Below are 24,353 nucleotides of genomic sequence, written 5' to 3' on the forward strand. Positions count from 1 at the left end.
CTTGCAGAGAGGTCGGAAAACGCAGGAAAATTCACGTCTGCCTCTTGCCGGGCGATGCAGATCAAATGTCTGTGTAGCTGCGCTTTCCAGCCTCAATTGGTCGGCAACATTCCCGCTTGTGGCGCGGGGTAAGCTGTGACAGCCCGGCAGATGACAGGAACGCCCAAAACGGTCATGGTAAGACCAGCAGCGGAGTAGGACATGAGCCCGACAAACATCAATTTGCTGAGCGGTCAGGAACGAAGCCACTGGATCCGCCTGCGCACCCTTATCCTGCTGCGTTGGGTTGCCATTGTCGGGCAAATCACCGCAATCACCGTGGCCCAGCGCCTGTACAATCTGCAGCTGGAACTGGTGTTGTGCTACATCGCAATCGGCATTTCCGTTCTGGGCAATCTGATCGCCATCATCCTGTTTCCCCAAAACAAACGCCTGTCAGAGTTCGAGAATTTTCTGATGGTTCTCTTTGACCTGCTGCAGCTGAACTTCCTTCTTTACCTCACCGGCGGCCTGAACAATCCGTTTGCGCTCCTGGTTTTGGGGCCGGTGACGATCTCTGCCTCCATGATGCGGCTGCGATCCACGCTGATCATCGGCGCGACAGCGATCATCCTGGTTACGCTGCTGGCTGAATTCCACCTGCCACTGCGCACCTCGCAGGGTTTCATGTTGCGGGTGCCGGATATCTTTGTGTTTGGAAATTGGACTGCCATCGTCATCGCCGTTCTGTTTATTGGCGCCTACTCCTATCGCATCAGCGCAGAAATCAGATCCATGTCCGATGCGCTTGCCGCGACCCAGATGGCACTCTCGCGTGAACAGAAACTCACCGACCTGGGTGGCGTGGTGGCCGCAGCCGCGCATGAACTGGGAACGCCCTTGGCGACCATTAAACTGGCCAGTGCAGAGTTGATCGATGAACTGGATGATAGGCCCGATCTGAAGGAGGATGCAGCGCTGATCCGCGAACAGGCGGATCGCTGCCGCGATATCCTGCGAAGCATGGGCCGTGCCGGAAAGGATGACTTGCACCTGCGGCAGGCCCCGTTGTCCACCGTCATAAATGAGGCTGCAGAGCCTCATATGTATCGCGGCAAAACCGTCCTATTCGAAGAAGGTCCGGCAAAGGACGGCAATCCGCTGCATCCGACCATCCTGCGCCAACCCGAGATCATTCATGGGCTGCGCAATCTCGTGCAGAACGCGGTGGATTTTGCCCGCAGCACGGTATGGATAGATGCGACATGGAACGACGATACCATCACCCTCATCATCAGCGATGACGGGCGCGGCTATCCCTCGCATCTTTTGGGCCGCATCGGGGATCCGTTCGTGCGGCGACGGCGCAGCGACAGCGACCGCAAACAGCGCCCTGAATACGAAGGCATGGGCCTTGGTCTGTTCATTGCAAAGACCCTTCTGGAACGCAGCGGTGCCCAGCTGAGCTTTACCAACGGCACGGACCCCAACCAGAACATCATGCGCGACCCCGAACGCAGAGGCGCAGTTGTTAGGGTGAAATGGCCACGGTCCAAGATTGATGCGATCACCGGCGAAAATGCCGTTCCCATCGGGGAAAATAAACGTATAGAAATTTAGATATTCACTTTTGGGAAACCAATTAAACTTCATTTAACCATTATCGGGACAAACTGGCCAAGAGAGCGACACACGAGCGGGTTATGAACATCATGCAGGAACTCCTTTCGATCGACTGGCTGGTACTGGCAACACTCTGTGCGGCGACCGCGGCTGCGGCTGTCTGGTGGCTGACACCCAATCCCAAACCCAAAGGGTTTGAACAGGATCTGCTGCAAGGCGACGGACAATCCGACGCCGTCTTTCTGTTTGATGACACCACATTGATCGGCTGGTCCTCTGGCGCACGCCGCTTCATTGGCGAACAGGCCGAAAATTTCAGCTGGGCCAACCTGCGCGACCAACTCGCACGCAGCTATCCCGGCCTTCCCCAGTCTCCCGGTTTCCTGAAGGATGTGGGGCCGCTGGTTCTGTCCGGCACGGCAAACGCAGAAAGCCGCGAAGCCCTGTGTGAATGGATCGACGGTGTGACGCGCGTCCAGCTGCGCAGCAGCAACACCCAAGAGCAGAACCACTCTATCGATCAGGAACTGACCACGTTGCGCTCTGCGGTGCATCAGGCGCCCTACCCCGTCTGGCTGCAATCAGACGATGGTGCCGTTACCTGGTCAAACCTCGCCTATGACGATCTGAGCCAGAAGATCCGTGGCCGCAACGTCGATTTCTCGGAACCCCTGTTCACCGATCTTGATGATCCGATGGCAAGCGGCAAACCCGAGCGCATCTCTATTCCTCTGCCCGACAGCAAAAAGAAGCTCTGGTACAATATTTCGACCACGGAGACGGAATCCGGCTGGCTGTGTCACGCTGTTGACGTGAATGCCGTGGTCGACGCCGAGATCGCGCAGCGCAACTTTGTTCAGACGCTGGCCAAGACATTCGCCCAGCTATCCATCGGTCTTGCGATCTTTGACCGCAATCGTCAGCTGGTGCTGTTCAACCCGGTTTTGATCGACCTGACCGCCCTGCCCGCGAATTTCCTCAGCTCGCGCCCGAACATGATGACCTTCTTTGACCGCCTGCGCGATCAGCGCATGATGCCCGAGCCAAAGAACTATTCCAGCTGGCGCCATCAGATGGCCGACCTGCTGGAGGCCGCATCCGAAGGGCGCTATCAGGAAACATGGTCGCTTCCTTCAGGGTCTGTCTATTCCGTGTCCGGCCGCCCCCACCCCGATGGTGCAATCGCCTTCCTTTTTGAAGACATCACCGCCGAAATCACCCTCACGCGTCAGTTCCGGTCCGAGCTGGAGATGGGTCAATCGATCATGGACCAGATGGACGACGCCATCGCCGTTTTCGCAAACGACGGCAGCATGACATTCTCGAACGCGGCCTATCACGAACTGTGGCAGATGGATCCCGACGCCAGCTTTGCCAAGGTCACCATCATGGACTCCAGCCGTGTCTGGCAGAACATGTGCGCAGCAACGCCGGCATGGGGTGAGATCCGTGACTTCGTTGCTGGTGGCGATGGACGCACCCCCTGGTGGGCCAATGTCCAGCTGCGCAACGGCACGCCGCTCGTCTGCAAGGTCAGCGCCATCCAGAACGGTGCAACCATGGTCAGCTTCCGTTCTCCCGAACCTGCGCCAGCGCCAGCCGATCAGCAACGCTTTGCCATCGCCAAACAGGACAAATAGGCTCTCTTCCGACGGGGATAACAGCCAATCCCCGCTTATTAAGGCCCGGCACTGCCGGGCCTTTTTTCGTTCCAGCTTGCAGCGCCCGGCGCGGGGCGGCATTGTCGCATCATGACAGCCCATTCCCTTCAGATCCCCCTTCCCTCACCTGATGTGACCGCCGCACTTGCAGCCGAAATCGGTCAGCACCTGACGGCTGGCGATTGCCTGCTTCTTGAGGGTGTGATCGGGGCCGGCAAAACCCATTTTGCCCGCAGCCTGATCCAATCACAGATGCCCGTGCCTGAGGATGTCCCCTCTCCTACGTTCACATTGATACAGACCTACGACCTGCCACAGGCCGAGCTGTGGCATGCCGACCTATATCGGTTGTCCTCTCTGGATGAGATCGAAGAGCTGGGCCTAACTTCTGCTTTGGAAACAGCGATTTGTCTCATCGAATGGCCCGACAAACTGGCCGAGCTGACACCGCCTTCAGCGCTCCATATTTCGCTTGAACTGGATCAGGACGCGCTGGAAGGCAGATTTGCGACTTTGCGGTGGACTGATCCCCGCTGGACCTCCCTGATGCAACAAATTGCCAAGAGCTGACATGACTGATCGTGCCACACTCATCACCAATTTTCTGTCCGCCTCTCCCTGGCAAGATTGGCATCGTGCTCCACTCGCCGGTGATGCCTCTAATCGGCGCTATGAACGGCTGCGAAATGACCAGGGCAACAGTGTTGTCCTCATGGATGCCCCGCCGGACAAGGGTGAGGACGTCATTCCCTTTATCCAGATTGCCACCTACCTGCGCGCGCAAGGACTAAGCGCGCCTGAGATCCTGGCGGAAGACCGCGAAAACGGCTTTCTCATGATCGAGGATCTTGGCGATGATCTTTTTGCCCGCGTGATGGAGCGAGAGCCGGAGAAAGAAAGACCGCTTTACGAGGCTGCTACTGATGTTCTCGTCACGCTGCACAACGCACCGCTGCCCGAACTGGAGCCATTGGGTGCACGCCTGATGGCAGAATTGTCGAGCCTTGCATTTGCAAAATATCGGGACGTGATCCTGGAAGAACCCGCGCCGGAACTTTTGACCCGTTTCACAGATCAGTTCGAAGACATTCTGCGCAGTACCGTCAAAGGGGATACAGTGTTGGTTCAGCGAGACTATCACGCTGAAAATCTGCTTTGGCTGCCAGAACGCGAAGGCGTCGCGCGGGTGGGGCTTCTCGACTTTCAGGCCGCGCGCGCAGGGCATCGCGCCTATGATCTCGTCTCCATGTTGCAGGACGCGCGCCGCGATGTGCCTGCCGTTGTCGAGATGCAAATGATTGACCGCTACATCGCTGCGACAGGCGTTGACGACAGCAGCTTTCGCGCTGCCTATACCGTGCTTGGCGTTCAGCGGAACCTGCGAATTCTTGGCGTGTTCGCGCGCCTCGGCAGCGACTATGGCAAGCCACAATATGTCGATCTGATCCCCCGTGTCTGGGACCATTTCCGCCGGGGGCTCGACCATCCGGCGATGGCCCCGTTGGCGGATTTCCTGCTGCGGGAAATGCCAACCCCGACGCCAGACGTCCTAAGCCGCCTGCGTGGCCAAAGCACATGACAAATCCATCTGTCATGATCTTTGCCGCCGGGTTTGGCACGCGGATGCGCCACCTGACAGCAGACCGCCCAAAGCCGATGATCCCTGTGGCTGGCGTGCCGCTGATCGATCATGCTCTGGATCTGGCGCGCGCTGTCTCGCCGCAAACCATCGTCATCAACACGCACTACAAGGCAGAGGTTCTGCATCAGCATCTTGGCGGTCAGGACGTCGCAATCAGCCACGAACACCCCGACATTCTCGACACCGGCGGTGGTATGCGCAACGCCCTCCCGATGTTGGGACGTGACCCCGTTTTCACGGTCAACCCAGACGTCATCTGGAAGGGACCAAATCCGCTGACACTGCTGACACAGAACTGGGATCCAGACCGGATGGATGCGCTTTTGGCCTGCGTTCCGCTTTCTCGAACTGTCGGACGGAAAGGCAACGGCGACTTTCACACAGATGCCGAGGGCCGGGTTGGGCGAGGGGGCGAACTTGTCTATGGCGGTGTTCAGATCCTGCGGACAGACGGGTTGCACGATATTGAGGATGCGGCGTTTTCCCTGAACCTCCTGTGGGACAAGATGGCTGCAAAAAACAGGCTCTACGCCATGGAATACCCTGGGTTCTGGTGTGATGTCGGCACACCAGAAGGGATCGCACAGGCAGAGGAGCTGATGGCCCAAGATGCAATTTGAGCCGCAGGACACACCGCGTCTGTTTTCCGTTCCCTGCGGTGTCGATTTTCCCCGCGCGCTTGTTCAGGGAATGATCGAGCGCGCATCCGGACAGCCCCCCGAAGCGCTGGCGAAAGCCGAGCTGATCGTGAACACCTCCCGCATGGCACGTCGCGTGCGGGATCTGTTTGATCGCGGGCCTTCGGTATTGCTGCCAAAGATTTCGCTGCTCACCGATCTCGATTTGCGCGCCACTCTGCGGGGCCTGCCACCTGCATTGCCGCCGCTGCGGCGCCGGCTGGAATTGTCACAACTGGTTGCCAAGCTGCTAGAAGCGCAACCTGATCTGGCGGCTCGATCATCGCTATACGATCTGTCTGACAGCCTTGCAGCGCTGTTTGACGAGATGCAGGGCGAGGGGGTCAGCACAGACACCATTCGCGCGCTTGATGTTTCGGACATGTCTGGACATTGGGCGCGCGCGCAGCAGTTCATCGCCATTGCAGATGACTTTGCCACCACCCACGAAAACGCGATGGACCCGCAGGAACGCCAGCGGCAGGCCGTTCTGGACCTGATCGCGGAATGGGACGAAACACCACCGCAACATCCGATCATCCTTGCTGGTTCGACCGGATCCAGGGGCACGACGCTGTTGCTGATGGAGGCGATCGCCAAACTACCCCAGGGGGCCGTGGTGTTGCCCGGATTCGACGAGGATCAGCCCGATCATGTCTGGCAAACCCTAAGCGATGCGCTGAGTTCAGAGGACCATCCGCAGTATCGGTTTTTCAAACTGATGCAGGATCTTGAAATGGGGCCGCGTGACGTTCGACGCTGGACAGACGCCAACCCCGCTTCGACGCCACGCAATCGTCTGGTTTCGCTGGCGTTGCGCCCAGCGCCGGTAACCGATGCCTGGATGCGCGAGGGCCCACAGCTGCGCGATATCGACAGTGCCACTTCCGAAATCACGCTGGTTGAGGCACCGGGGCCGCGTGCCGAGGCGCTCGCGATTGCGTTGCGGCTGCGTCAGGCGGCAGAGGATGGACAGACTGCCGCCCTTATCACACCAGATCGGATGCTGACCCGGCAGGTGTCTGCGGCGCTGGATCGCTGGGACATCCTTCCTGACGATTCCGCGGGTCAGCCGCTGCAGCTTTCCCCGCCCGGCCGTTTCCTTCGCCATGTGGCAGAACTTTTCTGCAAACCTCTTCAGACTGACGCTTTGCTGACGTTGCTCAAACATCCGCTATGCCACGACGGGGCAGGGCGGGGCGATCATCTGCGCCACACCCGCGATCTGGAACTGCGCCTGCGCCGCTATGGTCCTCCATTTCCCGACCACGACAGCTTTGCGGCCTTTGCCGTGGGTCGGGATCTTATGCCCGGTTGGACCGACTGGCTGGCCAGCTGTTTTGCCGACAAAACCACTCAGGGCGAACGTCATCTGAGTGAATGGGTCAGCCAGTTGCGTGACCTGGCAGAGACCATCAGCAAGGGCAGCCAGCCCGCCGAAGCAGGCGGGCTTTGGGACAAGAAGGCTGGTCGCGAGGCATTGAAAGTCATCGAAAACCTGCAGGCAGAGGCGCCGTATGGTGGCGCCATGACAGCCCGCGATTTCGCTGACCTCCTGCGGGCTTTGCTGTCTCAGGGAGAGGTCAGGGACCGGGATGCTCCCTACGGCTCCATCCTGATCTGGGGGACGCTTGAAGCGCGTGTTCAAGGGGCCGACCTGGTTATCCTTGGCGGTCTGAACGAAGGCACCTGGCCCGAAGCCGCCGCCCCTGATCCGTGGCTGAACCGTCAGCTGCGCCACAAGGCAGGACTTCTGCTGCCAGAGCGACGGATCGGATTGTCAGCGCATGACTTCCAACAGGCGATTGCCGCGCCAGAGGTCTGGCTGACACGGGCAGAACGCACAGATGAGGCAGACACTGTTCCGTCCCGTTGGCTGAACCGGATGACAAACCTTTTGTCTGGTCTGCCGGATCAGGGCGGGCCAGGCGCCTTGTCTGCAATGAAAGCGCGGGGTCAGATGTGGCTTGGCCGCGCCGAAGCCCTGGAGGCCCCAAAGCCGCTCGCCCCAGCCCAGCGCCCTGCGCCGCGGCCACCGATTGCGGCGAGACCCAAACGGTTGACGATTACCGAGATCCCTAGGTTGATCCGGGATCCATACGCAATTTACGCCAAACATGTGCTGCGCCTGCGTCCTCTGGACCCGCTGGTTCAGGAACCCGACGCCCTGTTGCGCGGCATCGTGTTGCACAAGATCCTCGAAGATTTTGTCAAAGGCACGTTAGAAGATCCCAAAACCCTGACGGTGGACCATTTCCTGACCTGCGCAGCCGAACAACTGGAGGCACAAGTGCCTTGGCCCGTCGCACGCGCCCTGTGGCAGGCCCGGCTTGAACGCATCGCAGAGGATTTCATTGCCGGCGAACGCAACCGCCAGGCCCGCGCGCGCCCATCTGGATTTGAAGTATCCGGTAAGGTGCGTGTCACACCGCATGATTTCGAAATTGCGGGTACGGCAGACCGGATCGACGTCGACGAACGGGGCGGGTTGCATCTGTTTGACTATAAAACCGGCGACCCGCCGTCTGAAAACCAACAAAAGGCCTTTGAGAAACAGCTGCTGATCGAAGCCGCCATGGCCGAACACGGTGCCTTTGAAACCTATGGAGAGGGCAGGGTGGAGCGTGCGCTTTTTCTCGGGCTCAAGGCCCCGCTGAAAGAGGTTCCCGCCCCCCTGCAGGACGAACCACCGGCAAAGGTTTGGGAAGAGTTGAGCAAACTGATCGGCGCCTATTTTGAACCTGAGCAAGGCTATAGCAGTCGCCGCATGGTGTTTCAGGATTCTCAAATTGGTGACTACGACCACCTTGCCCGCTACGGCGAATGGGATCGCAGCGCCCCAGCAAACCCGGAGACACTGACATGACCGCCCGCGATGCCGCATCAGAGGCGCAGTTTCGCGCTGCGCGTCCGGATGCCTCTACCTGGCTGGCTGCGAATGCCGGTTCCGGCAAGACAAAGGTACTGACCGACCGGGTGGCCCGGTTGCTGCTGCGAGGGGTTCAGCCACAGCACATCCTGTGCCTTACCTATACCAAGGCCGCAGCAAGCGAGATGCAGAACCGCCTGTTCAAACGGCTGGGTGAATGGGCGATGCTGGGCGATGACGCGCTCACTTCTGCGCTGACAGAACTGGGCGAGGGGGCGATCATTTCACCCGAAGGCATGGCGCAGGCCCGCACTCTGTTTGCCCGCGCGATCGAAACCCCCGGTGGTCTGAAAATTCAAACCATCCATTCATTTTGCGCCTCCCTGCTGCGCCGTTTCCCGCTTGAGGCAGGGGTCAGTCCGCAGTTTTCAGAGATGGAAGACCGGGCCGCGATGCTGTTGCGGGCGGAAATAGTCGAGGACTTCGCCCAGGGTGATGACCGATATGCCGAAGAAGCAAAACTGATCGCACAGCTGGCGCGGGTCGTGACAGACAGCGACTTTGATACGCTGACAGCCGCGATCTGCCAGCGCCGGGCCGACTTTGAGACGCCGCTGGATCGTAGCGGCCTTTTGCGGTTGTTTGGTCTACCCGCCGATTTCGACCGCACCGCACTGGAACAGTTGGTCTTTCTCGGAGGAGAGGCAGATCTGCTGGCCCGCACCCGCGCGATGCTGCTGCAGGGGGGCGCGAATGACGGCAAGGCGGCAGAGAAGCTGTCCCAGATCAAAGAGCCTACTCTTGCAGATTTGCCGGTTCTGGAATCGGTCTTTCTGACAGGCGCAAGCGCCAAGGAACCGTTCACCGCAAAGATCAACGGCTTTCCAACCAAAAAGCTGCGCGAAGCCAATGTGGAGCTGATGGACCAGCTTGAGCCTTTGATGCGGCGGGTCGAAGCGGCCCGCGCCCTGCGCTTGGCTCTCGTTGCCGTAGAAAAGTCGGAGATCCTGCACCGGTTCGCTGCGGCATTCCTTCCGGAATATGAGCGGCGCAAGCAACTTCGCGGATGGCTGGATTTCGACGATCTGATCCTGAAGGCGCGGCAGCTTCTGAATGATCCGGCCGTTGCCGCCTGGGTGCTGTATCGTCTGGATGGTGGGATCGACCATATTCTGGTGGACGAGGCGCAGGACACCAGCCCGGTCCAATGGGACGTGGTTGAAAAACTTGCGCAGGAATTCACCGCCGGCGAGGGCGCGCGATCAGAGGTCGAGCGCACCATTTTCGTGGTGGGTGACAAGAAACAGTCAATCTATTCCTTTCAGGGCGCGGATCCCGACGCCTTTGATCGGATGCAGGCCGAATTCTCCACCCGTCTCGACGAAACAGGTGCAGGTCTGCAAAATGCCGCGCTTGAGTTTTCGTTCCGCTCTTCTGCCGCGGTCCTTCGTCTGGTCGACCTGGTTTTCAAGGACAGCGAAGCGGCAGGTTTTCACAAGGATGCCCTACACCGCGCATTCAAGGCAGAACTGCCAGGCCGCGTCGATCTTTGGCCAGTGGTTGAGAAAGTCGACACCGAGGAGGAACGCGACTGGACAGATCCTGTCGACCGCCCTGGTGCACGTCACCATACCGTCATTCTCGCGGAACGTATCGCCGCATCGATCAAGGACATGATCGATACCAAGGTCACAATCCCCGAAGATGGCCCAGAGCGGGGTAGCTTTCGCAGGCGTCCGGTTCAACCGGGGGATTTTCTCATCCTTGTGCAACGCCGGTCAGAGCTGTTTTCGGAGATCATTCGCGCCTGCAAGGCTGCGCGCCTGCCGATCGCCGGCGCCGACCGTCTGAAGGTTGGGGCAGAGCTCGCGGTCAAGGATTTGGCGGCGGTTCTGTCCTTTCTTTCTACACCAGAAGATTCCCTGTCGCTGGCTGCCGCGCTCAAATCGCCGCTGTTTGGCTGGACCGAACAGATGCTGTTCGATCTCGCCCACCGCCGAGACGGGGGCAGTCATTTGTGGAAAGCCCTGCGAGACCGCGCAGATGAATTCCCCGACACGATGGCAATTCTGGATGATCTGCGCGGTCAGACCGATTTCCTGCGGCCCTATGATCTCATCGAGCGCATCCTGACCCGTCATGGCGGTCGCCAGCGCCTGCTCGGTCGTTTGGGACCAGAAGCCGAGGATGGCATCAACGCCCTGCTCAGCCAGGCCCTCGCCTACGAGCGCAGTGATATCCCGAGCCTCACAGGGTTTCTGGTCTGGATGCAGACCGATGATCTGGAAATCAAACGGCAGATGGGGGCGGCGGGCAATATGATCCGCGTGATGTCGGTTCATGGATCGAAAGGACTGGAAGCGCCCATTGTGATCCTGCCCGACACCGCGAAACGGCGTCCTCCCCGAGATGAGGAAATCATGCGGGCCGAGGGCGGGCCTGTTTGGAAACTGCCCAGCGCACAGATGCCGCAAGTGATGCAAGCCGCTCGCGATCATGCCCAGGACAAACAGCGCAACGAGCGGTTGCGGCTGCTGTATGTGGCTCTGACACGGGCGGAAAAATGGCTGATCGTTGCATCTGCCGGCGAGCTGTCCAAAGATGGTGACAGTTGGTATCAGATGGTCGAGCGAGCCCTGCAAGAGGCAGGCGCTCAGGAGTACGACACCGGCCATGGCACCGGCCTGCGTTTGCAGCATGGTGATTGGGATGGGTTGCCATTTCATAGCGAGCCACCGGTCGAAGTCGTTACACCGGAATTGCCCGATGTCTTTTTGAAACAGCCTCCGGCCTACGTGGCACCGGTTGCGACCCTCAGCCCATCTGATCTTGGTGGAGCCAAGGCGCTCCCTGGGGATCTGGGTCAGGATGAGGAGGCCGCAAAAGCCCGCGGAACACGGCTGCACCTGTTGCTCGAACACCTGCCCCAAATCGCAGACCGCACAACCTGGCCAGAGATCGCGCGCAACCTTCTGGCCGGCCACGAAGAGACAGATGATCTTGTGGCCGAAGCCACGGCCGTCCTGACCGCACCAGAGTTGTCCCACATTTTCGCCGGCGACACCCTTGCCGAGGTTGCGATTTCCGCCGATCTCAATGGCGCGCGGTTGCACGGGGTGATTGACCGGCTGATCATCACGAATGAAACGGTGCGAGCCATCGATTTCAAATCCAACGCAACAGTGCCCGCGTCGCCGCAAAAATGCCCCGAGGGACTGTTGCGTCAGATGGGCGCCTATGCCCATGCCCTGGCGCAATTATACCCCGACCATCGCATCGAAACCGGGCTTTTGTGGACGCGCACAGCATCGTTGATGTGGCTTCCACACGATCTTGTGTCATCCGCACTTGAACGACGCCAGATACCTTGACGATCTGTTAAGCCGTTCATAGGTTCTGACCCCAACTGCCACACTCTATGGAGACATTCCAATGTCCACCGTTGCCGTAACCGATGATACCTTCGACGCCGAAGTGAAAAATTCCGCAGTCCCCGTTGTGGTCGACTTCTGGGCCGAATGGTGCGGCCCCTGCAAGCAGATTGGCCCGGCTCTGGAAGAGCTGGCAGCCGAATACGGCGACAAGGTGAAGATTGCCAAGGTTGACGTTGACAGCAACCCGAACTCTGCTGCTGCCATGGGCGTGCGCGGCATTCCGGCGCTGTTCATCTTCAAGGACGGTCAGGTTGTATCCAACCGCTCCGGCGCAGCCCCCAAAGCCGCGCTGCAGAGCTGGATCGACGAATCCATCTGATCCGCCAAGGCCGGATTGAAACATAGGAAAGGCGTCCCAGAGGGGCGCCTTTTCCGTTCATAAGCCTGAAAAGAAACGAGGGAGGGGATATATGGCGCAAACACGGGTTCTGGTCGAGTTCGGGATGGGCACGTCGCTGCGGCGCCGGGACTATACCGAGGCTGCGAAACGGGCGATCAGGGATGCGCTCTGGCACAACTCTGTAAACGTGGCAGAGCTGTTTGATTTTCCGAAAGATGCGATGCAGATCCGCGCCGAAGTTGGGGTGCAGGATCCCGACGCGGTAGATCGCGACGCGCTGCTAGAGATTTTTCCCTATGGGCAGCCCGAAATCCACGTCACCAAGGGTGGATTGGATATCACCAAGGAAGGTGGAGGTCAGACAGTGATCGCCAACGCCGCAATCATTGTTTCCTTTGATATGGAGCCGGTCTGATGGCTGAAAAACGTATTATTCTGGAAATGGGCACCGGCAATGACCTGTATGGTCAGGACTATACCAAAGCTGCCCGCCGCGCCGTGCAGGACGCACTGCATCATTCCTCAATCACCCTGTTCGCCAAACTCGGCATTGATCACAGCGAAATGCGGGTAGACGTGACCATTGGCGTTCAACAGCCGGATCAAGTGGATTGTGATCTGGTTGCAGCTGATTTGCCCCGCGGACGCGCAACTGTCCGGGCTGTCCTTGGCGGTCTGGACGTTCACGACGGAGCAGACAGCAAACATGTTGTTGCCACTGCTGCAGTCGAGGCCTGGCTACCGGATCAGGCGGCCAATTATCGCCTCAGCGACCGCTGAAAAAAGAAAAAGCCGCCCTGAACGAGCGGCCAAATCATCATTGGGTGAGAGACAGCTCTCAGAGTTTTGCGATATCCGCGCGGGTCAGACCGATGTCTTCCAGCTGGGTGTCCGTCAGAACGGACAGAGCGGTGCGGGTTTCGCGCGCTTCTTTCCATGCCAGGAAAGAAGATTTGACGTTGTAGACTGCATCCACCAGGCGGAGTACGGTGACTGCTCCGAGCGGCGCATGGATGTTTGCGGTGGTAGCCATTGGCGCATTCCTTAATGAGAACCAGCCGACCCCGTGTCGGTTGTGAGCTTCATTTAGGATGGCGGGCTGAGTCTCACAATTGCCGGTTCGACAGCCCCGTATTGCAGTTTATGCATGGCCCATTTTTTGGGCAGCTCGCCCAGATTTGGGGCAAATCCCGCGAAATCAGACCGTTTTTCTGTCGAAAGGCTGGTTTTCAGGTGGTCTTTCCGTTTCGTTGCCATCGACGGGACATCGACGGAGAGTTCGGACCGCCATCATGGGCGACGTGATTTCGACCTTTCGTTGCAGCCAGAACATGGCAGCCACATTGATGCCCGGGCAACCAATCCATTTTCCGACAAGAACAACGAAATCCCCTGCACATTGATGCCGATTTCACGGCTATTGCCTTGATCCCCGCCACCCCCAACGGATAGCACCCGCTTGAGGTGGAAAAGCCAAGTGCCCATATAGGCCTGCAAACAAGGAGAACACGATGGCAGACGATCAATTCCCAGGTTGGCATGGCACAACCATCATCGGCGTGAAAAAGGGCGATGAGGTCGTCATCGCCGGCGACGGTCAGGTGTCCCTGGGCCAAACGGTGATCAAGGGAACAGCCCGCAAGGTACGTCGCCTGTCCCCCGGCGGGTTTGATGTTGTGGTTGGGTTTGCCGGCTCGACCGCCGATGCGTTTACCCTGCTGGAACGACTGGAGGCCAAACTGGAAGCCACACCAGGGCAGCTAGCCCGGGCCAGTGTGGAACTCGCCAAAGACTGGCGCACCGATAAATACCTGCAAAAACTGGAAGCGATGCTGATCGTGACCGACGGCAGCGATATGTTTGTTATCACTGGGGCCGGCGACGTGCTGGAACCCGAACACAACGTGGCCGCTATCGGATCCGGTGGCAACTTTGCCCTGGCTGCGGCGCGGGGCATGATGGACAGTGACCGCGACGCCGAGACCGTGGCCCGCGATGCAATGGCCATTGCCGCCGATATCTGCGTTTATACCAACGGCCGCCTGACCGTCGAAAGTATCAGCCGAAAGGACTGAGATGAGCCAGATCACCCAGGATGATATTCGCGCGGCTGTTGGCTCTGGCCTGCTGAGCGAGGCGCAAGCCGCGTCGCTGACTGCTTTGGCACATAGCCGCCACGGCGCGCGAGAGAACCTGGCACCCGGAGATGAACCGTTTGAGCTGTTCCGCGGCTTCAATGAAATCTTCATCGTGATCGGGCTGATCATTCTCGCCACCGGATGGGGGGCGGTGACTGGTCTCTCCGTTGCTGGCAATTTGGGGGGCGTGTTGGAAAAGGCCACGATGTGGTCCCTGATCGGCGCGGCAATCCTGTGGGTGTTGAGTGAGTATTTCATTCGTCGCCGGCGAATGGTGGCGCCTGCGATTGCACTATCTATCCTATGGACGATCAACGCTTCGATCGGGATGACGGCCGAGTTCTCTCAGGTCTTCATGCTGATGCAAAACGACTATTCCAGCCTGCCTTTGCCGATGGCCCTGACCACCGCGACCATCGGGGTGTTCTGGTTGCGGTTCCGCGTGCCTTTTGCGATGGCGCTGATGGCGCTGGGTGTTTTTGCGATTGCCCTGATGCTGGCAGCACAGCAGGCCGGCAGCCCGGATGGGTTTGCGGATCTGTTCCTGTTCTCCGCATCCGGCCCGTTTGCCTGGGTCACCCTACTGGTCGGTGCCGCGGTTTTCGCAGTTGCGATGATGTTTGATCTAAGCGATCCACACCGCGTCACACGGCGGTCTGCACAGGGATTTTGGCTGCACGTGGTGGCGGCGCCGGCACTGGTCAACACCATCGCACTCAGCCTGCTTGAGCGCGGCACCTCCGATGCAAACATGATGCTGATGGCTGTGCTTGTTGCCTTTGCTCTTGTGGCAATCATCATCGACCGCAGGTCATTTCTCATTGCAGCAATCGGCTACAGCGTAACCTTGGCTGCAACCGTCTTTGACGGCGAAGGTGCGGCGATGACCATTCTCATTCTGGGCCTGTTCCTGGTGATCCTCGGCGCCTTTTGGGCGCGGATCCGGGCCCTGCTTCTCTCTCCACTTTCCCGGGTGTTGCCGCTGGATCGGCTTCCGCCCGCCCATTGAAATGGAAAATCAAATGACTGATCTGACCCCCCGCGAAATCGTTTCGGAGCTGGACCGCTTTATCATCGGGCAAACCGATGCCAAGCGTGCAGTCGCCGTTGCCCTGCGAAACCGCTGGCGGCGCAAGCAACTGGGTGACGACCTGCGCGATGAGGTCTACCCCAAGAACATCCTGATGATCGGGCCCACCGGTGTTGGTAAAACCGAGATCTCTCGCCGGCTGGCAAAACTGGCGCGTGCGCCCTTCATCAAGGTCGAGGCCACAAAATTTACCGAAGTTGGCTATGTCGGGCGCGATGTTGAACAGATTGTCCGCGACCTGGTGGATGTCGCCATCGTGCAGACGCGTGAACACATGCGCGAGGATGTTAAGGCCAAGGCGCGCACTGCTGCCGAGGACCGCGTCCTGACCGCCATCGCCGGCGAAGATGCCCGTGATGCGACCCGCGAGATGTTCCGCAAAAAACTGAAAGCCGGCGAGCTGGACGATACCGTTATTGAGCTGGATATCACTGACACGTCCAACCCGATGGGTGGCATGTTTGAAATTCCGGGACAGCCTGGTGGAAACATGGGCATGATGAACCTGGGCGACCTGTTCGGCAAAGCGATGGGTGGGCGCACCACCCGCAAGAAAATGACGGTCGCACAAAGCTATGACGTGCTCATCGGGGAAGAGGCTGACAAGCTCCTGGATGATGAAACCGTGACAAAGGCGGCTCTGGAATCGGTCGAGCAGAACGGCATTGTCTTTCTCGACGAGATCGACAAGGTCTGCGCGCGCCAGGATGCCCGGGGCGGTGATGTCAGTCGCGAAGGCGTGCAGCGCGACCTGCTGCCTCTGATCGAAGGCACCACCGTCTCGACCAAGCATGGCCCCGTCAAAACCGACCATATCCTGTTCATCGCATCCGGCGCCTTCCACATCGCCAAACCATCTGATTTGTTGCCCGAACTGCAGGGTCGCCTGCCAATCCGTGTCAACCTGCGCGCGCTGAGCGAGGACGATTTCGTTCGTATTCTGACTGAAACCGACAACGCGCTGACGCTGCAGTACACGGCCCTGTTGGGCACTGAAGACGTGACTGTCAGCTTCACCAAAGACGGGATCGCCTCTCTCGCCAAGATCGCGGCAGAAGTGAACCAAACCGTTGAAAACATCGGTGCCCGCCGGCTCTATACCGTGATTGAGCGCGTATTTGAGGAACTGTCCTTTTCTGCCCCAGACCGGGCCGGCGAGGAGATCAAAGTCGACGCGGATTTCGTTCGCAAAAACCTGGGCGAATTGACGAAATCCGCCGATGTGAGCCGCTACGTGCTCTGATCATCGCCGGCAAATCCGTGCTAGCTGGACATGGCGGCAAGCGATCAGTAGCTTGCCGCCATTCTTTTATTGAACGGTGCCATGATGCGTCTGTCTCCCGCGATTTCCTGTTGTCTCATGGCGGTTTTTATTCTGGCTGGCTGCACGGACCGGTCCTTTAGCCCCACCGTCCCCGAAGCCCTGGACATCGGTCAACCAAAGACCATTTTCGCCGCCACCACCCGCGTTCGACTGGAAAATGGCAACTACGGGCCAGAGCGGTCTGACCGGCTGGATTTGCTGGAGTTGACCGTTTCCATTCCCCCCGATCACCAGCCGGGACAGTTGGATTTTGGCTATGCCAATCCGGATCCAAGCTCGGAATTCACGATGGCAGGCCGGCAAATGCTGGCAAACATGGGCGACCTCAATCGCCGCGTTGCCGGCGAGCTGGCGGATTACAAACCGAATGAACGGGATATCACCGTCTTTGTGCACGGGTTCAATTCCACCCAAGCCGAAACTGCATTTCGTGCGGCGCAGCTTAGCAACGACATTGGCATACCGGGTGCGACCATCATCTATTCATGGCCCAGCCAGGGCAATCCGCTCGGCTACGCCTATGACGGGGACAGCGTGCTCTTTGCCCGTGATGGGTTGGAACAGCTGCTTAGAAACCTGCGGCCCGGTCAATCCAACCGCATTGTCCTAGTGGCCCACTCGATGGGATCGCAACTGGTCATGGAGACCCTGCGCCAAATCGAAATCAAGACACCGGGCTGGAGCAAAAAAACCCTTGGCGCGGTTGTGCTGATGTCGCCCGATCTGGATGTTGAGGTGTTTCGTAGCCAGATGAACCGTATCGACCCACCGCCAGAGCCGTTCATCGTCATGGTGTCACGAAAGGATGGCGTGCTGAATCTCTCTCAACGGCTGCGTGGCACCCATAACCGCGGCCGGCTCGGCAATATCGCCTCCCTAGAGGAAGTGTCCGATCTGCCCATTCAGGTGGTTGATACAACCGACTACGCCGATACGGCAGAATCTGGCCATTTTGTTGCTGCGACCTCGCCGGCAGTTTTGTCCATCCTGAAATCCGCCCGCCAGAGCGCGGCGGCCTTTGACAGGGAAACCAATCCGTTGCAGCGGATTTTGCCGGGCCGACTGGTGATTGATCATGGTTCTTCTGCGACCTCAGTAGCCTTGAAGAAGGGCAGTCAGTGGGCAAGCTACAATTCTGAAAATCGCTGAATTCAGCGGTGCCGACGCAGGTAGACGTAGTAGGCACCGCCACCGCCGTGGCTGACATGGGCGGGTGTCACCTGAAGCACGACGTTGGCGAGCGGGGGCAGCGATAACCATTGCGGCACCTGATGGCGCAATACACCACGTGGAACGGGCATGGGGCCCGGCTCATCACGGTCCTTACCCTTGCCGGTAATCACCAGAACCAACCGCTTGCCCGACGCGTGAGCCGACATGACAAACCGCACCAGCGCAGGATGTGCACTGTCTACGCGCATACCATGCAGATCCAGTTTACCCTCTGGTTTCAATTTGCCACGCGTCATCTTGCGATAGGCCTTGCCATCCATCTGCACCGGAGCAGCCCGCAAACCGCTGGCCACTGTGGGTTTCAGATCATGCCGGGCTGACTTGGGCTTGGCGTGGGCGCCCAATTCAAACATCTCAGGTTTGAAACGCTCTGACGGCACGGGAGGCGATTTTTTCGGCTTGGGTTTGGGCAGGGGATTGGTCGCCGGCGATGGCCGTGCCTCGGGATGGAGCCGCTCTGTCTGCTTTGCGACGCGATGCCAAAGCTCGATCTCACCGGATGTCAATTTGCGCCGGGTCATCAGTAATCCTCCGGCAAGAGAGCATATGCGCGTTGTATGGGCAGCAGAACCACCATGCGGCCCGGATCGCGCAGCTTACCAGCTTCGATCCCAGCCTCATCTCCGCTCCCAAAGAAAACATCGGCCCGCTGCGCTCCCTTGATGGCCGACCCGGTGTCCTGAGCGATCATCAGGCGCCGCATTGGCTTGGCCCCATCCTTCTCGAGCCATACTGGCGCTCCGAGGGGGGTGTAGCGCGGATCAACAGCAAGACTGCGCAGTGTTGTCACAGAGCGATTCATCGCCCCCAAGGGACCCGCAGAAGCCGGAACGCGGCTCACCTCCCGGAAAAACACATAGGACGGGTTATGCATCAGCAGTTCTTCGCCGGCGACAGGGTTGCGCCGGACCCACCGTTTGATGACAGCGGCGCTGACCTGATGGATGTTGTAGATGCCGCGCCTGACCAGCTCTGTGCCAATAGAGCGATACTCGTGCCCATTTGCACCGCCATAGCCGACGCGAATTGAAGATCCATCAGGCAGTCGAATACGGCCAGATCCCTGAATTTGGAGGAAAAACAGCTCAACCGGGTCATCAACCCAAGCAATCTCCAGACCTCTGCCTTCCATCACGCCGCTGGTCAGCAATTCTCGTCTGCTGAGCCACTGGCTGACCTTGCGGGCTTCGGGCGGCAGGCGGTAGACCGGATAGCGATAGCGAGCGCTGGGGCGCCGGGCACCTGACAATTCAGGTTCAAAATAGCCGGTAAACAGGGCGGGCGCGCCGTCCTCGATCAGGACAGGCCGGAAAAACAGCTGGAAAAATCCCTTGGCCGCCGTGGTCTCTTGGGCAGCAGCCATAGCGCACAACGCACGCCAATCCGGGTCATCAAGGTCACGGCACGTCTGCAGAAAGGCGGCCAAGGCCGCCTCGTGGTTGTCATCTTCCCAGCCATCAAGCTGATCAAATGACAGCATCGTATATGTCGTCTCTGCCGCTCCGCCCTGCGGAAACAAATATGCGCCAGTCGAGATGACCAGCGCACAGAGTGCCCGCCAAAGCCCGAACATCACGCGTCCGTAGCGACGAGGAACCAGTTCGGATCAGAGCTGCCCATGGTGCGGCCAAAGACCCATGTATCCTTCTGGCGCTTGATGGCCTTGGGGTCCCCCTCGACGATCTCGCCGGCGCTATTGCGCACAACAGAAGTCATCTCCGCAACAAACCGCATGGTGATCTGGGCCTCTCCGGTCACAGAGTCATAGCTGGTATCGGTCAGGGTCGTTTCACGCACGCCGATGAAATCGGCCTCAATGGTCAGCCCCTGATCTTCACGATGCGCAACTGCGGTGACAAAGCTGTCGAATACGTCGGGCGCAAGATAGGGCTGGATATCATCCAGTTCGCCGCGCTCGAATGCCATCAGGATCATCTCATAGGCGCCGCGCGCGCCCTGCACGAAGTCACGGACCTGAAACGACGGCTCAACTTTCTTCATTGCCGCCAGATCTTCGGCCTGCGCGCTACCTTCGGGAACGTAATCGGTGATGTCCTGATCAGGACCACCCTCGATCACTTCGAACTCCGGCCGTTTCGACGGACGTTCGGCAGGCGGCGCGATCGGCTTCTCAAACCCCTCACGGGTGCCCAGGACGCTCTTCAGGCGCAGGATCAAAAAGACGGCGATACCCGCCAATACCAACAGCTGAATCACAGGCGACTCCATTCGGACCTCTACGGTAGATGTTCATGCTTCGTTTGAAACTAAGACGTTCCAACCTTATGTAGGTGACGGGCAGGGCCAAGTCCACCTTGCCGCAAAAGTTCTAAGGAAACCCCGCATGTATCTTTTTCTCGCTTTCCTGATGGTTCCCATCATCGAAATCGCACTGTTCATTCAGGTGGGGGGTGCCATTGGTCTTTGGCCGACATTGGCTATTGTTGTTCTGACGGCTGTTCTGGGAACCTGGCTGGTCAAGACACAGGGGCGGCTTGCCCTTGGCCAGCTGCGTTCATCGTTTGAACAGCTGAATGACCCGACAGAGCCCCTGGCCCATGGTGCCATGATCCTTGTCGCCGGCGCGCTTCTGCTGACGCCGGGCTTTTTCACCGATGCGGTCGGGTTTGCCCTGTTGATCCCGCAGGTCCGCATGTCGGTCTATCGTTACCTGCGTTCAAAGGTGACGGTGGCCAAGTTTCAGATGGGGCCGGGCACAATGCACGGACGCAGCTATCCCGGTGACGGACGCCGCGATCCCCGCGGAGATGTGATTGATGGTGAATATGAAGAGGTCAATACAGAACGGCCCCGCAGTGGTCCTTCTGGTTGGGTCGATGGCCCACGCTGACACCGTTGAGATACGCTCTCCAAGCTGCTAAGCACAGGCGAAACTTATTTTAGGAGTAGCTTCATGGCCGAAAACGGCGCACCCGAAGGCGTACAGCAGCCACAGGTCCAGATGAGCGTTCTGGGTCAGTTCATCCGCGATATGTCGTTTGAAAACGTGATGGCGCAAAAAGGCGTTGGTGCAGATGTTCAGCCCGACGTCAGCGTGCAGGTTGCACTCGACGCGAAAAAGCGTTCGGTTGAAAACCAGTATGAAGTCATCACCAAGCTGAACATTGAATCCAAGAGCAAAGACGGCTCCGTCGTTCTGTTTGTTCTGGAACTGGAATATGTCGGTATCTTCAACATTGCCGGCGTGCCCGAAGACCAGCTGCATCCGTTCCTGCTGATCGAATGCCCCCGCATGCTCTTCCCGTTCCTGCGTCGCATCGTATCTGACGTGACCCGCGACGGTGGCTTCCCGCCGCTTAACCTGGACAACATCGATTTCGTGGCGATCTATCGCAACGAGCTGGCCCGTCGCCAGCAGGCGAGCGCGGCAGAGCAGCCGCAGCAGTAATCTGGTCGTAAGACGACAAAAAGCGCCGCTGAAATCAGCGGCGCTTTTCTTTTGCCTTGCCGGCGCTGGCGTCAGTCGCCGGCCCCATTCCAAAGCGCACCTTCGCCCATTTTGGCGACAAACGCGGCATGTGCCTCTTTCTCTTGCTCCGTGATCCGCGGGGGCAGGGGGCTTGGCCGGGCAGTAGGCCGCCAATCATCAACCTGTACAGTGCTGGATTTTTCGCTCTTGGCGGTGGACAGGCCAAAGTCCGGCTGGCGACCGCCAATCAACTCCAGATAGACATCTGCCAGGATCTCAGAGTCGAGCAACGCCCCGTGCAATGTCCGGTTGCTGTTGTCGATATTGAACCGTCGACACAGTGCATCAAGCGTGGCCGGCGAACCAGGGAAGCGTTTGCGGGCAATTGCCAGCGTATCGACGGCCTGATCCATCGGCAGTGCTGCCAGCCCCATGCGCTCCAGCTCGTAGTTCAAGAACTTCATGTCAAAGGAGGCGTTGTGAATGATCATCTTGGAATCACGCACAAAATCGACAAACGCCTTGCCAACTTTGGCAAAAACCGGCTTGTCCCGCAGCGTCACAGCGCCGGGCGCAGGTTGTTGCGGCGGCTCCAACAGATCGGGACCGATGCCATGAACGCCAAACGCTTCCGCCGGCATCGACCGTTCAGGGTTGATGTAGACATGAAAGGTTTCGCCTGTCGGCATGTGGTTGAGCAGTTCAACCGCACCAATTTCCACGATCCGGTCGCCTGAAAACGGATCAAAGCCCGTTGTTTCTGTATCCAGTACGATTTCACGCATTCTGCATCTGCCTTTCGATGTCCCGCAAGATTTCACGCACCTGTTCTCGGGCGTGCTCGGGCGTGTCGGTTTCGATCAGATAGTCGGATCGGGCTTTTTTGTCCGCTATTGGCATCTGTTTTTGCAGGATCTGCTCGAATTGCTCAACCGTCATCGTGCCACGATCCAGAACCCGCTGACGCTGCGTTTCCGCATCGATCCACACACAGGCAACAGCGTCCATCTCTGTGTCGCCACCGGTTTCGAAAAGAAGTGGGATGTCAAAGACCAGCACGGGCCGATCTGCAGTTTTCCGGAATATCGCGCGATCCGCCGCAACAAGCGGATGAACGATCGCCTCGATCCGGGGCAGGGCTGCGGCATCACCGACAACGACCTGACGCAGCCGGCCACGGTCTACCGCGCCCGAGACCACCGCATCCGGAAAGGCCGCCGCCAGCGGCTCAACCGCGGCTCCGCCGACATCATATAGACGGTGAACAGCGGCATCCGCATCCCAAACTGCGCAGCCCTGCTCTGCAAACAGGGTGGCTGTCGTGCTTTTGCCCATGCCGATGGACCCGGTCAGGCCAAGTGAAAAGCTCATGCCAGCGCCGCTTCGCGCGTGTCGTCATCCACTTCAGGACGGGTGCCGAACCAGCGTTCAAATCCCGGAACCGCCTGATGCAGCAACATGCCCAAGCCATCAACCGTTGTGCAGCCAACGTCCTCTGCCCATTGCAGCATTTCTGTCTTGAGGGGGGTGTATACCAGATCGGTAACAACCGTATCCTTGCGCAAACCATCAAGTGGAACCCGCAAGCGGGGTTTGCCAACCATGCCCAGGGACGTGGTGTTCACCAAAAGCGCCGCCTGTTCCACCACATTGCCGACCTGCACCCAATCAACCACCTTGATACGAGAGCCAAATTCGTTGCGGAACTGATCCGCGCGTTCGCGGGTACGGTTGCTGAGAAGGATCTCAGGCACCCCCGCTTCGAGCAGGGAGGCAATGACAGCACGGCTGGCCCCGCCGGCCCCAAAGACAACCGCAGGCCCCGATGCAGGATCCCAGTCAGGTGCGGATTGATGCAGGTTCGTAAGGAAGCCATAGCCGTCCGTATTATCCGCAAGGATCGAACCATCCGGACGAAAGATCAGCGTATTGGCCGCCCCGATCAATGTCGCCCGATCGGTAACCTGATCGGCAATTTCCATGATCTGCTCTTTGTGCGGAATGGTGACATTGGCGCCGACAAATCCCATTTTGGGCAGTGTGCGCAGCACTTGTTCCAATTCTGTGGTCTCGACATGCAGCGGCACATAGTGGCCGGCGATGCCGTACTTCTTCAACCAATGGCCATGTACCAGGGGCGAACGGGAATGCGCCACCGGATTGCCGATCACTCCAGCCAAAGGGATCTTTGCATCACTCATTGTTCGATTACTCCCTGAAGGGCGAGATAGTTGATGAGCTCCAGCAACGGCAGCCCCAGGACATTAAAGTAGTCGCCATCAACCTGCGTGAACAGGCGAACACCTTCTTCTTCCAGTTTATAGCCGCCCACCGCATGACGGATGCTCTCCCAGTTGCGATCAACATAACTGCGCAGATAGGCATCCGAACTGGCCCGCATCCGCAAGCGAACCTGACCGACATGGCGCCAGATCGGCTCTCCGTCGCGATAGATCACAGCAGCAGACAACAGCATGTGCCGCTTACCGCGCATTTCCTTGAGCTGACGCAAAGCATCGTCAGGATCTTTTGGTTTTGATAACAATTTTCCATCAAAGTCTAAGACCTGATCACATCCCAGGACCAACACGCCTGGATGTTTCGAACTGACCTTGCGGGCTTTGGCCTCTGCCAATGTGTCAGCGATATCTCTGGGGCTTGCCTCCTCTGCAAGGAGGGCTGCCTTGATCGCATCCTCGTCGATGCGGGCGACAGAGACCTCAAACGGTATCCCCGCCTGCCGAAGCAGAGCGGCCCGGATCTGTGAACCTGAAGCCAATAGGATGTGGGTAGCCATGTGGAAAACCCCGTGGGCAAGAGTAAGATGTTCTCAGGATGGTTTGTATGAAATTTCCGCCATATCGCAAGCCGGGGAGAAGTCTGAAATCTCGGTTTGCTTGCCGGCAGATTCGC

24 protein-coding genes are annotated in these 24,353 nt (G+C 58.7%); 16 read left to right on the forward strand and 8 right to left on the reverse strand.

The window, feature by feature from the left end; all coding sequences use genetic code 11:
• Positions 1-201: 201 nt before the first annotated feature.
• From regB to NIT7645_RS14220, 10 genes are all read left to right on the forward strand, one after another.
• Complete coding sequence (regB, locus tag NIT7645_RS14175; RefSeq protein WP_008558935.1) at positions 202-1,599, forward strand: sensor histidine kinase RegB; 1,398 nt, start codon at positions 202-204, stop codon at positions 1,597-1,599.
• A gap of 92 nt (positions 1,600-1,691) precedes the next feature.
• A complete protein-coding gene (locus tag NIT7645_RS14180; RefSeq protein WP_037303019.1) occupies positions 1,692-3,242 on the forward strand; it encodes a PAS-domain containing protein in 1,551 nt (516 codons plus the stop codon).
• Between the two features lie 111 nt (positions 3,243-3,353).
• The gene (gene tsaE / locus NIT7645_RS14185; RefSeq protein ID WP_008562478.1) at positions 3,354-3,833 is read left to right on the forward strand and encodes a tRNA (adenosine(37)-N6)-threonylcarbamoyltransferase complex ATPase subunit type 1 TsaE; all 480 of its coding nucleotides are present in this window, start codon (positions 3,354-3,356) and stop codon (positions 3,831-3,833) included.
• 1 nt (position 3,834) lies between these two features.
• Positions 3,835-4,842, forward strand: coding sequence for an aminoglycoside phosphotransferase family protein (locus NIT7645_RS14190; protein ID WP_008563108.1), 1,008 nt, complete (start codon positions 3,835-3,837; stop codon positions 4,840-4,842).
• Positions 4,843-4,856: 14 nt separating this feature from the next.
• Complete coding sequence (locus tag NIT7645_RS14195; RefSeq protein WP_050687311.1) at positions 4,857-5,525, forward strand: nucleotidyltransferase family protein; 669 nt, start codon at positions 4,857-4,859, stop codon at positions 5,523-5,525.
• Complete coding sequence (addB, locus tag NIT7645_RS14200; protein ID WP_008563107.1) at positions 5,515-8,448, forward strand: double-strand break repair protein AddB; 2,934 nt, start codon at positions 5,515-5,517, stop codon at positions 8,446-8,448. The genes NIT7645_RS14195 and addB overlap by 11 nt, the downstream gene beginning before the upstream one ends.
• Positions 8,445-11,822: a double-strand break repair helicase AddA gene (addA, locus tag NIT7645_RS14205; RefSeq protein WP_050687313.1), complete on the forward strand. Its 3,378-nt coding sequence runs from the start codon at positions 8,445-8,447 to the stop codon at positions 11,820-11,822. Before addB ends, addA begins: the two co-directional genes overlap by 4 nt.
• 61 nt (positions 11,823-11,883) lie before the next feature.
• Positions 11,884-12,204 (forward strand): thioredoxin, encoded by a 321-nt coding sequence (gene trxA / locus NIT7645_RS14210; RefSeq protein WP_008561412.1) that lies wholly within the window; start codon positions 11,884-11,886, stop codon positions 12,202-12,204.
• A 91-nt stretch (positions 12,205-12,295) separates the two neighbouring features.
• Positions 12,296-12,640: a Lin0512 family protein gene (locus tag NIT7645_RS14215; protein ID WP_008559022.1), complete on the forward strand. Its 345-nt coding sequence runs from the start codon at positions 12,296-12,298 to the stop codon at positions 12,638-12,640.
• Positions 12,640-13,005 carry a Lin0512 family protein gene (locus NIT7645_RS14220; RefSeq protein ID WP_008561089.1) on the forward strand — a complete coding sequence of 122 codons (366 nt, stop codon included), beginning with the start codon at positions 12,640-12,642 and terminating at the stop codon, positions 13,003-13,005. Before NIT7645_RS14215 ends, NIT7645_RS14220 begins: the two co-directional genes overlap by 1 nt.
• 58 nt (positions 13,006-13,063) lie before the next feature.
• Here NIT7645_RS14220 and NIT7645_RS14225 read toward each other — a convergent pair whose 3' ends face one another.
• On the reverse strand, positions 13,064-13,258 hold the full coding sequence (locus NIT7645_RS14225) for a DUF1127 domain-containing protein (protein ID WP_008562016.1): 195 nt from the start codon (positions 13,256-13,258) through the stop codon (positions 13,064-13,066).
• Positions 13,259-13,736: 478 nt separating this feature from the next.
• Here NIT7645_RS14225 and hslV point away from each other — a divergent pair, with 478 nt between their 5' ends.
• From hslV to NIT7645_RS14245, 4 genes are all read left to right on the forward strand, one after another.
• Positions 13,737-14,300: an ATP-dependent protease subunit HslV gene (gene hslV, locus NIT7645_RS14230; RefSeq protein WP_008562653.1), complete on the forward strand. Its 564-nt coding sequence runs from the start codon at positions 13,737-13,739 to the stop codon at positions 14,298-14,300.
• Between the two features lies 1 nt (position 14,301).
• Positions 14,302-15,372, forward strand: coding sequence for a hypothetical protein (locus NIT7645_RS14235; protein ID WP_050687315.1), 1,071 nt, complete (start codon positions 14,302-14,304; stop codon positions 15,370-15,372).
• A gap of 13 nt (positions 15,373-15,385) precedes the next feature.
• Positions 15,386-16,696: an ATP-dependent protease ATPase subunit HslU gene (gene hslU, locus NIT7645_RS14240; protein WP_008560331.1), complete on the forward strand. Its 1,311-nt coding sequence runs from the start codon at positions 15,386-15,388 to the stop codon at positions 16,694-16,696.
• A gap of 81 nt (positions 16,697-16,777) precedes the next feature.
• Entirely contained in the window at positions 16,778-17,926 is a 1,149-nt protein-coding gene (locus NIT7645_RS14245) for an alpha/beta hydrolase (RefSeq protein WP_370728693.1), read from the forward strand.
• Positions 17,927-17,928: 2 nt separating this feature from the next.
• Here NIT7645_RS14245 and NIT7645_RS14250 read toward each other — a convergent pair whose 3' ends face one another.
• The 3 genes from NIT7645_RS14250 to NIT7645_RS14260 are packed head-to-tail and all read right to left on the reverse strand — an operon-like array spanning position 17,929 to position 20,239.
• Entirely contained in the window at positions 17,929-18,531 is a 603-nt protein-coding gene (locus tag NIT7645_RS14250) for a Smr/MutS family protein (RefSeq protein WP_008560714.1), read from the reverse strand.
• A complete protein-coding gene (mltA, locus tag NIT7645_RS14255; RefSeq protein ID WP_050687318.1) occupies positions 18,531-19,583 on the reverse strand; it encodes a murein transglycosylase A in 1,053 nt (350 codons plus the stop codon). The genes NIT7645_RS14250 and mltA overlap by 1 nt, the downstream gene beginning before the upstream one ends.
• Positions 19,583-20,239, reverse strand: coding sequence for a Tim44/TimA family putative adaptor protein (locus NIT7645_RS14260; RefSeq protein ID WP_037302619.1), 657 nt, complete (start codon positions 20,237-20,239; stop codon positions 19,583-19,585). Before NIT7645_RS14260 ends, mltA begins: the two co-directional genes overlap by 1 nt.
• Positions 20,240-20,354: 115 nt before the next feature.
• On the opposite strand from NIT7645_RS14260, the gene NIT7645_RS14265 reads away from it, so the two are divergent.
• Together NIT7645_RS14265 and secB are read left to right on the forward strand one after the other, a co-directional pair.
• On the forward strand, positions 20,355-20,861 hold the full coding sequence (locus NIT7645_RS14265; protein ID WP_008560766.1) for an FxsA family protein: 507 nt from the start codon (positions 20,355-20,357) through the stop codon (positions 20,859-20,861).
• Positions 20,862-20,924: 63 nt separating this feature from the next.
• The gene (gene secB, locus NIT7645_RS14270) at positions 20,925-21,419 is read left to right on the forward strand and encodes a protein-export chaperone SecB (protein ID WP_046211454.1); all 495 of its coding nucleotides are present in this window, start codon (positions 20,925-20,927) and stop codon (positions 21,417-21,419) included.
• Positions 21,420-21,490: 71 nt separating this feature from the next.
• Here secB and dnaQ read toward each other — a convergent pair whose 3' ends face one another.
• The 4 genes from dnaQ to NIT7645_RS14290 are packed head-to-tail and all read right to left on the reverse strand — an operon-like array spanning position 21,491 to position 24,237.
• Complete coding sequence (dnaQ, locus tag NIT7645_RS14275) at positions 21,491-22,225, reverse strand: DNA polymerase III subunit epsilon (RefSeq protein ID WP_008562630.1); 735 nt, start codon at positions 22,223-22,225, stop codon at positions 21,491-21,493.
• Positions 22,218-22,811 (reverse strand): dephospho-CoA kinase, encoded by a 594-nt coding sequence (coaE, locus tag NIT7645_RS14280; RefSeq protein ID WP_050687319.1) that lies wholly within the window; start codon positions 22,809-22,811, stop codon positions 22,218-22,220. The genes dnaQ and coaE overlap by 8 nt, the downstream gene beginning before the upstream one ends.
• Positions 22,808-23,641: a shikimate dehydrogenase gene (locus NIT7645_RS14285; RefSeq protein WP_037302620.1), complete on the reverse strand. Its 834-nt coding sequence runs from the start codon at positions 23,639-23,641 to the stop codon at positions 22,808-22,810. Before NIT7645_RS14285 ends, coaE begins: the two co-directional genes overlap by 4 nt.
• The gene (locus NIT7645_RS14290; RefSeq protein WP_046211457.1) at positions 23,638-24,237 is read right to left on the reverse strand and encodes a Maf family protein; all 600 of its coding nucleotides are present in this window, start codon (positions 24,235-24,237) and stop codon (positions 23,638-23,640) included. Before NIT7645_RS14290 ends, NIT7645_RS14285 begins: the two co-directional genes overlap by 4 nt.
• Positions 24,238-24,353: the final 116 nt, after the last annotated feature.

Source organism: Phaeobacter italicus, from assembly GCF_001258055.1.
Classification (GTDB): domain Bacteria; phylum Pseudomonadota; class Alphaproteobacteria; order Rhodobacterales; family Rhodobacteraceae; genus Phaeobacter; species Phaeobacter italicus.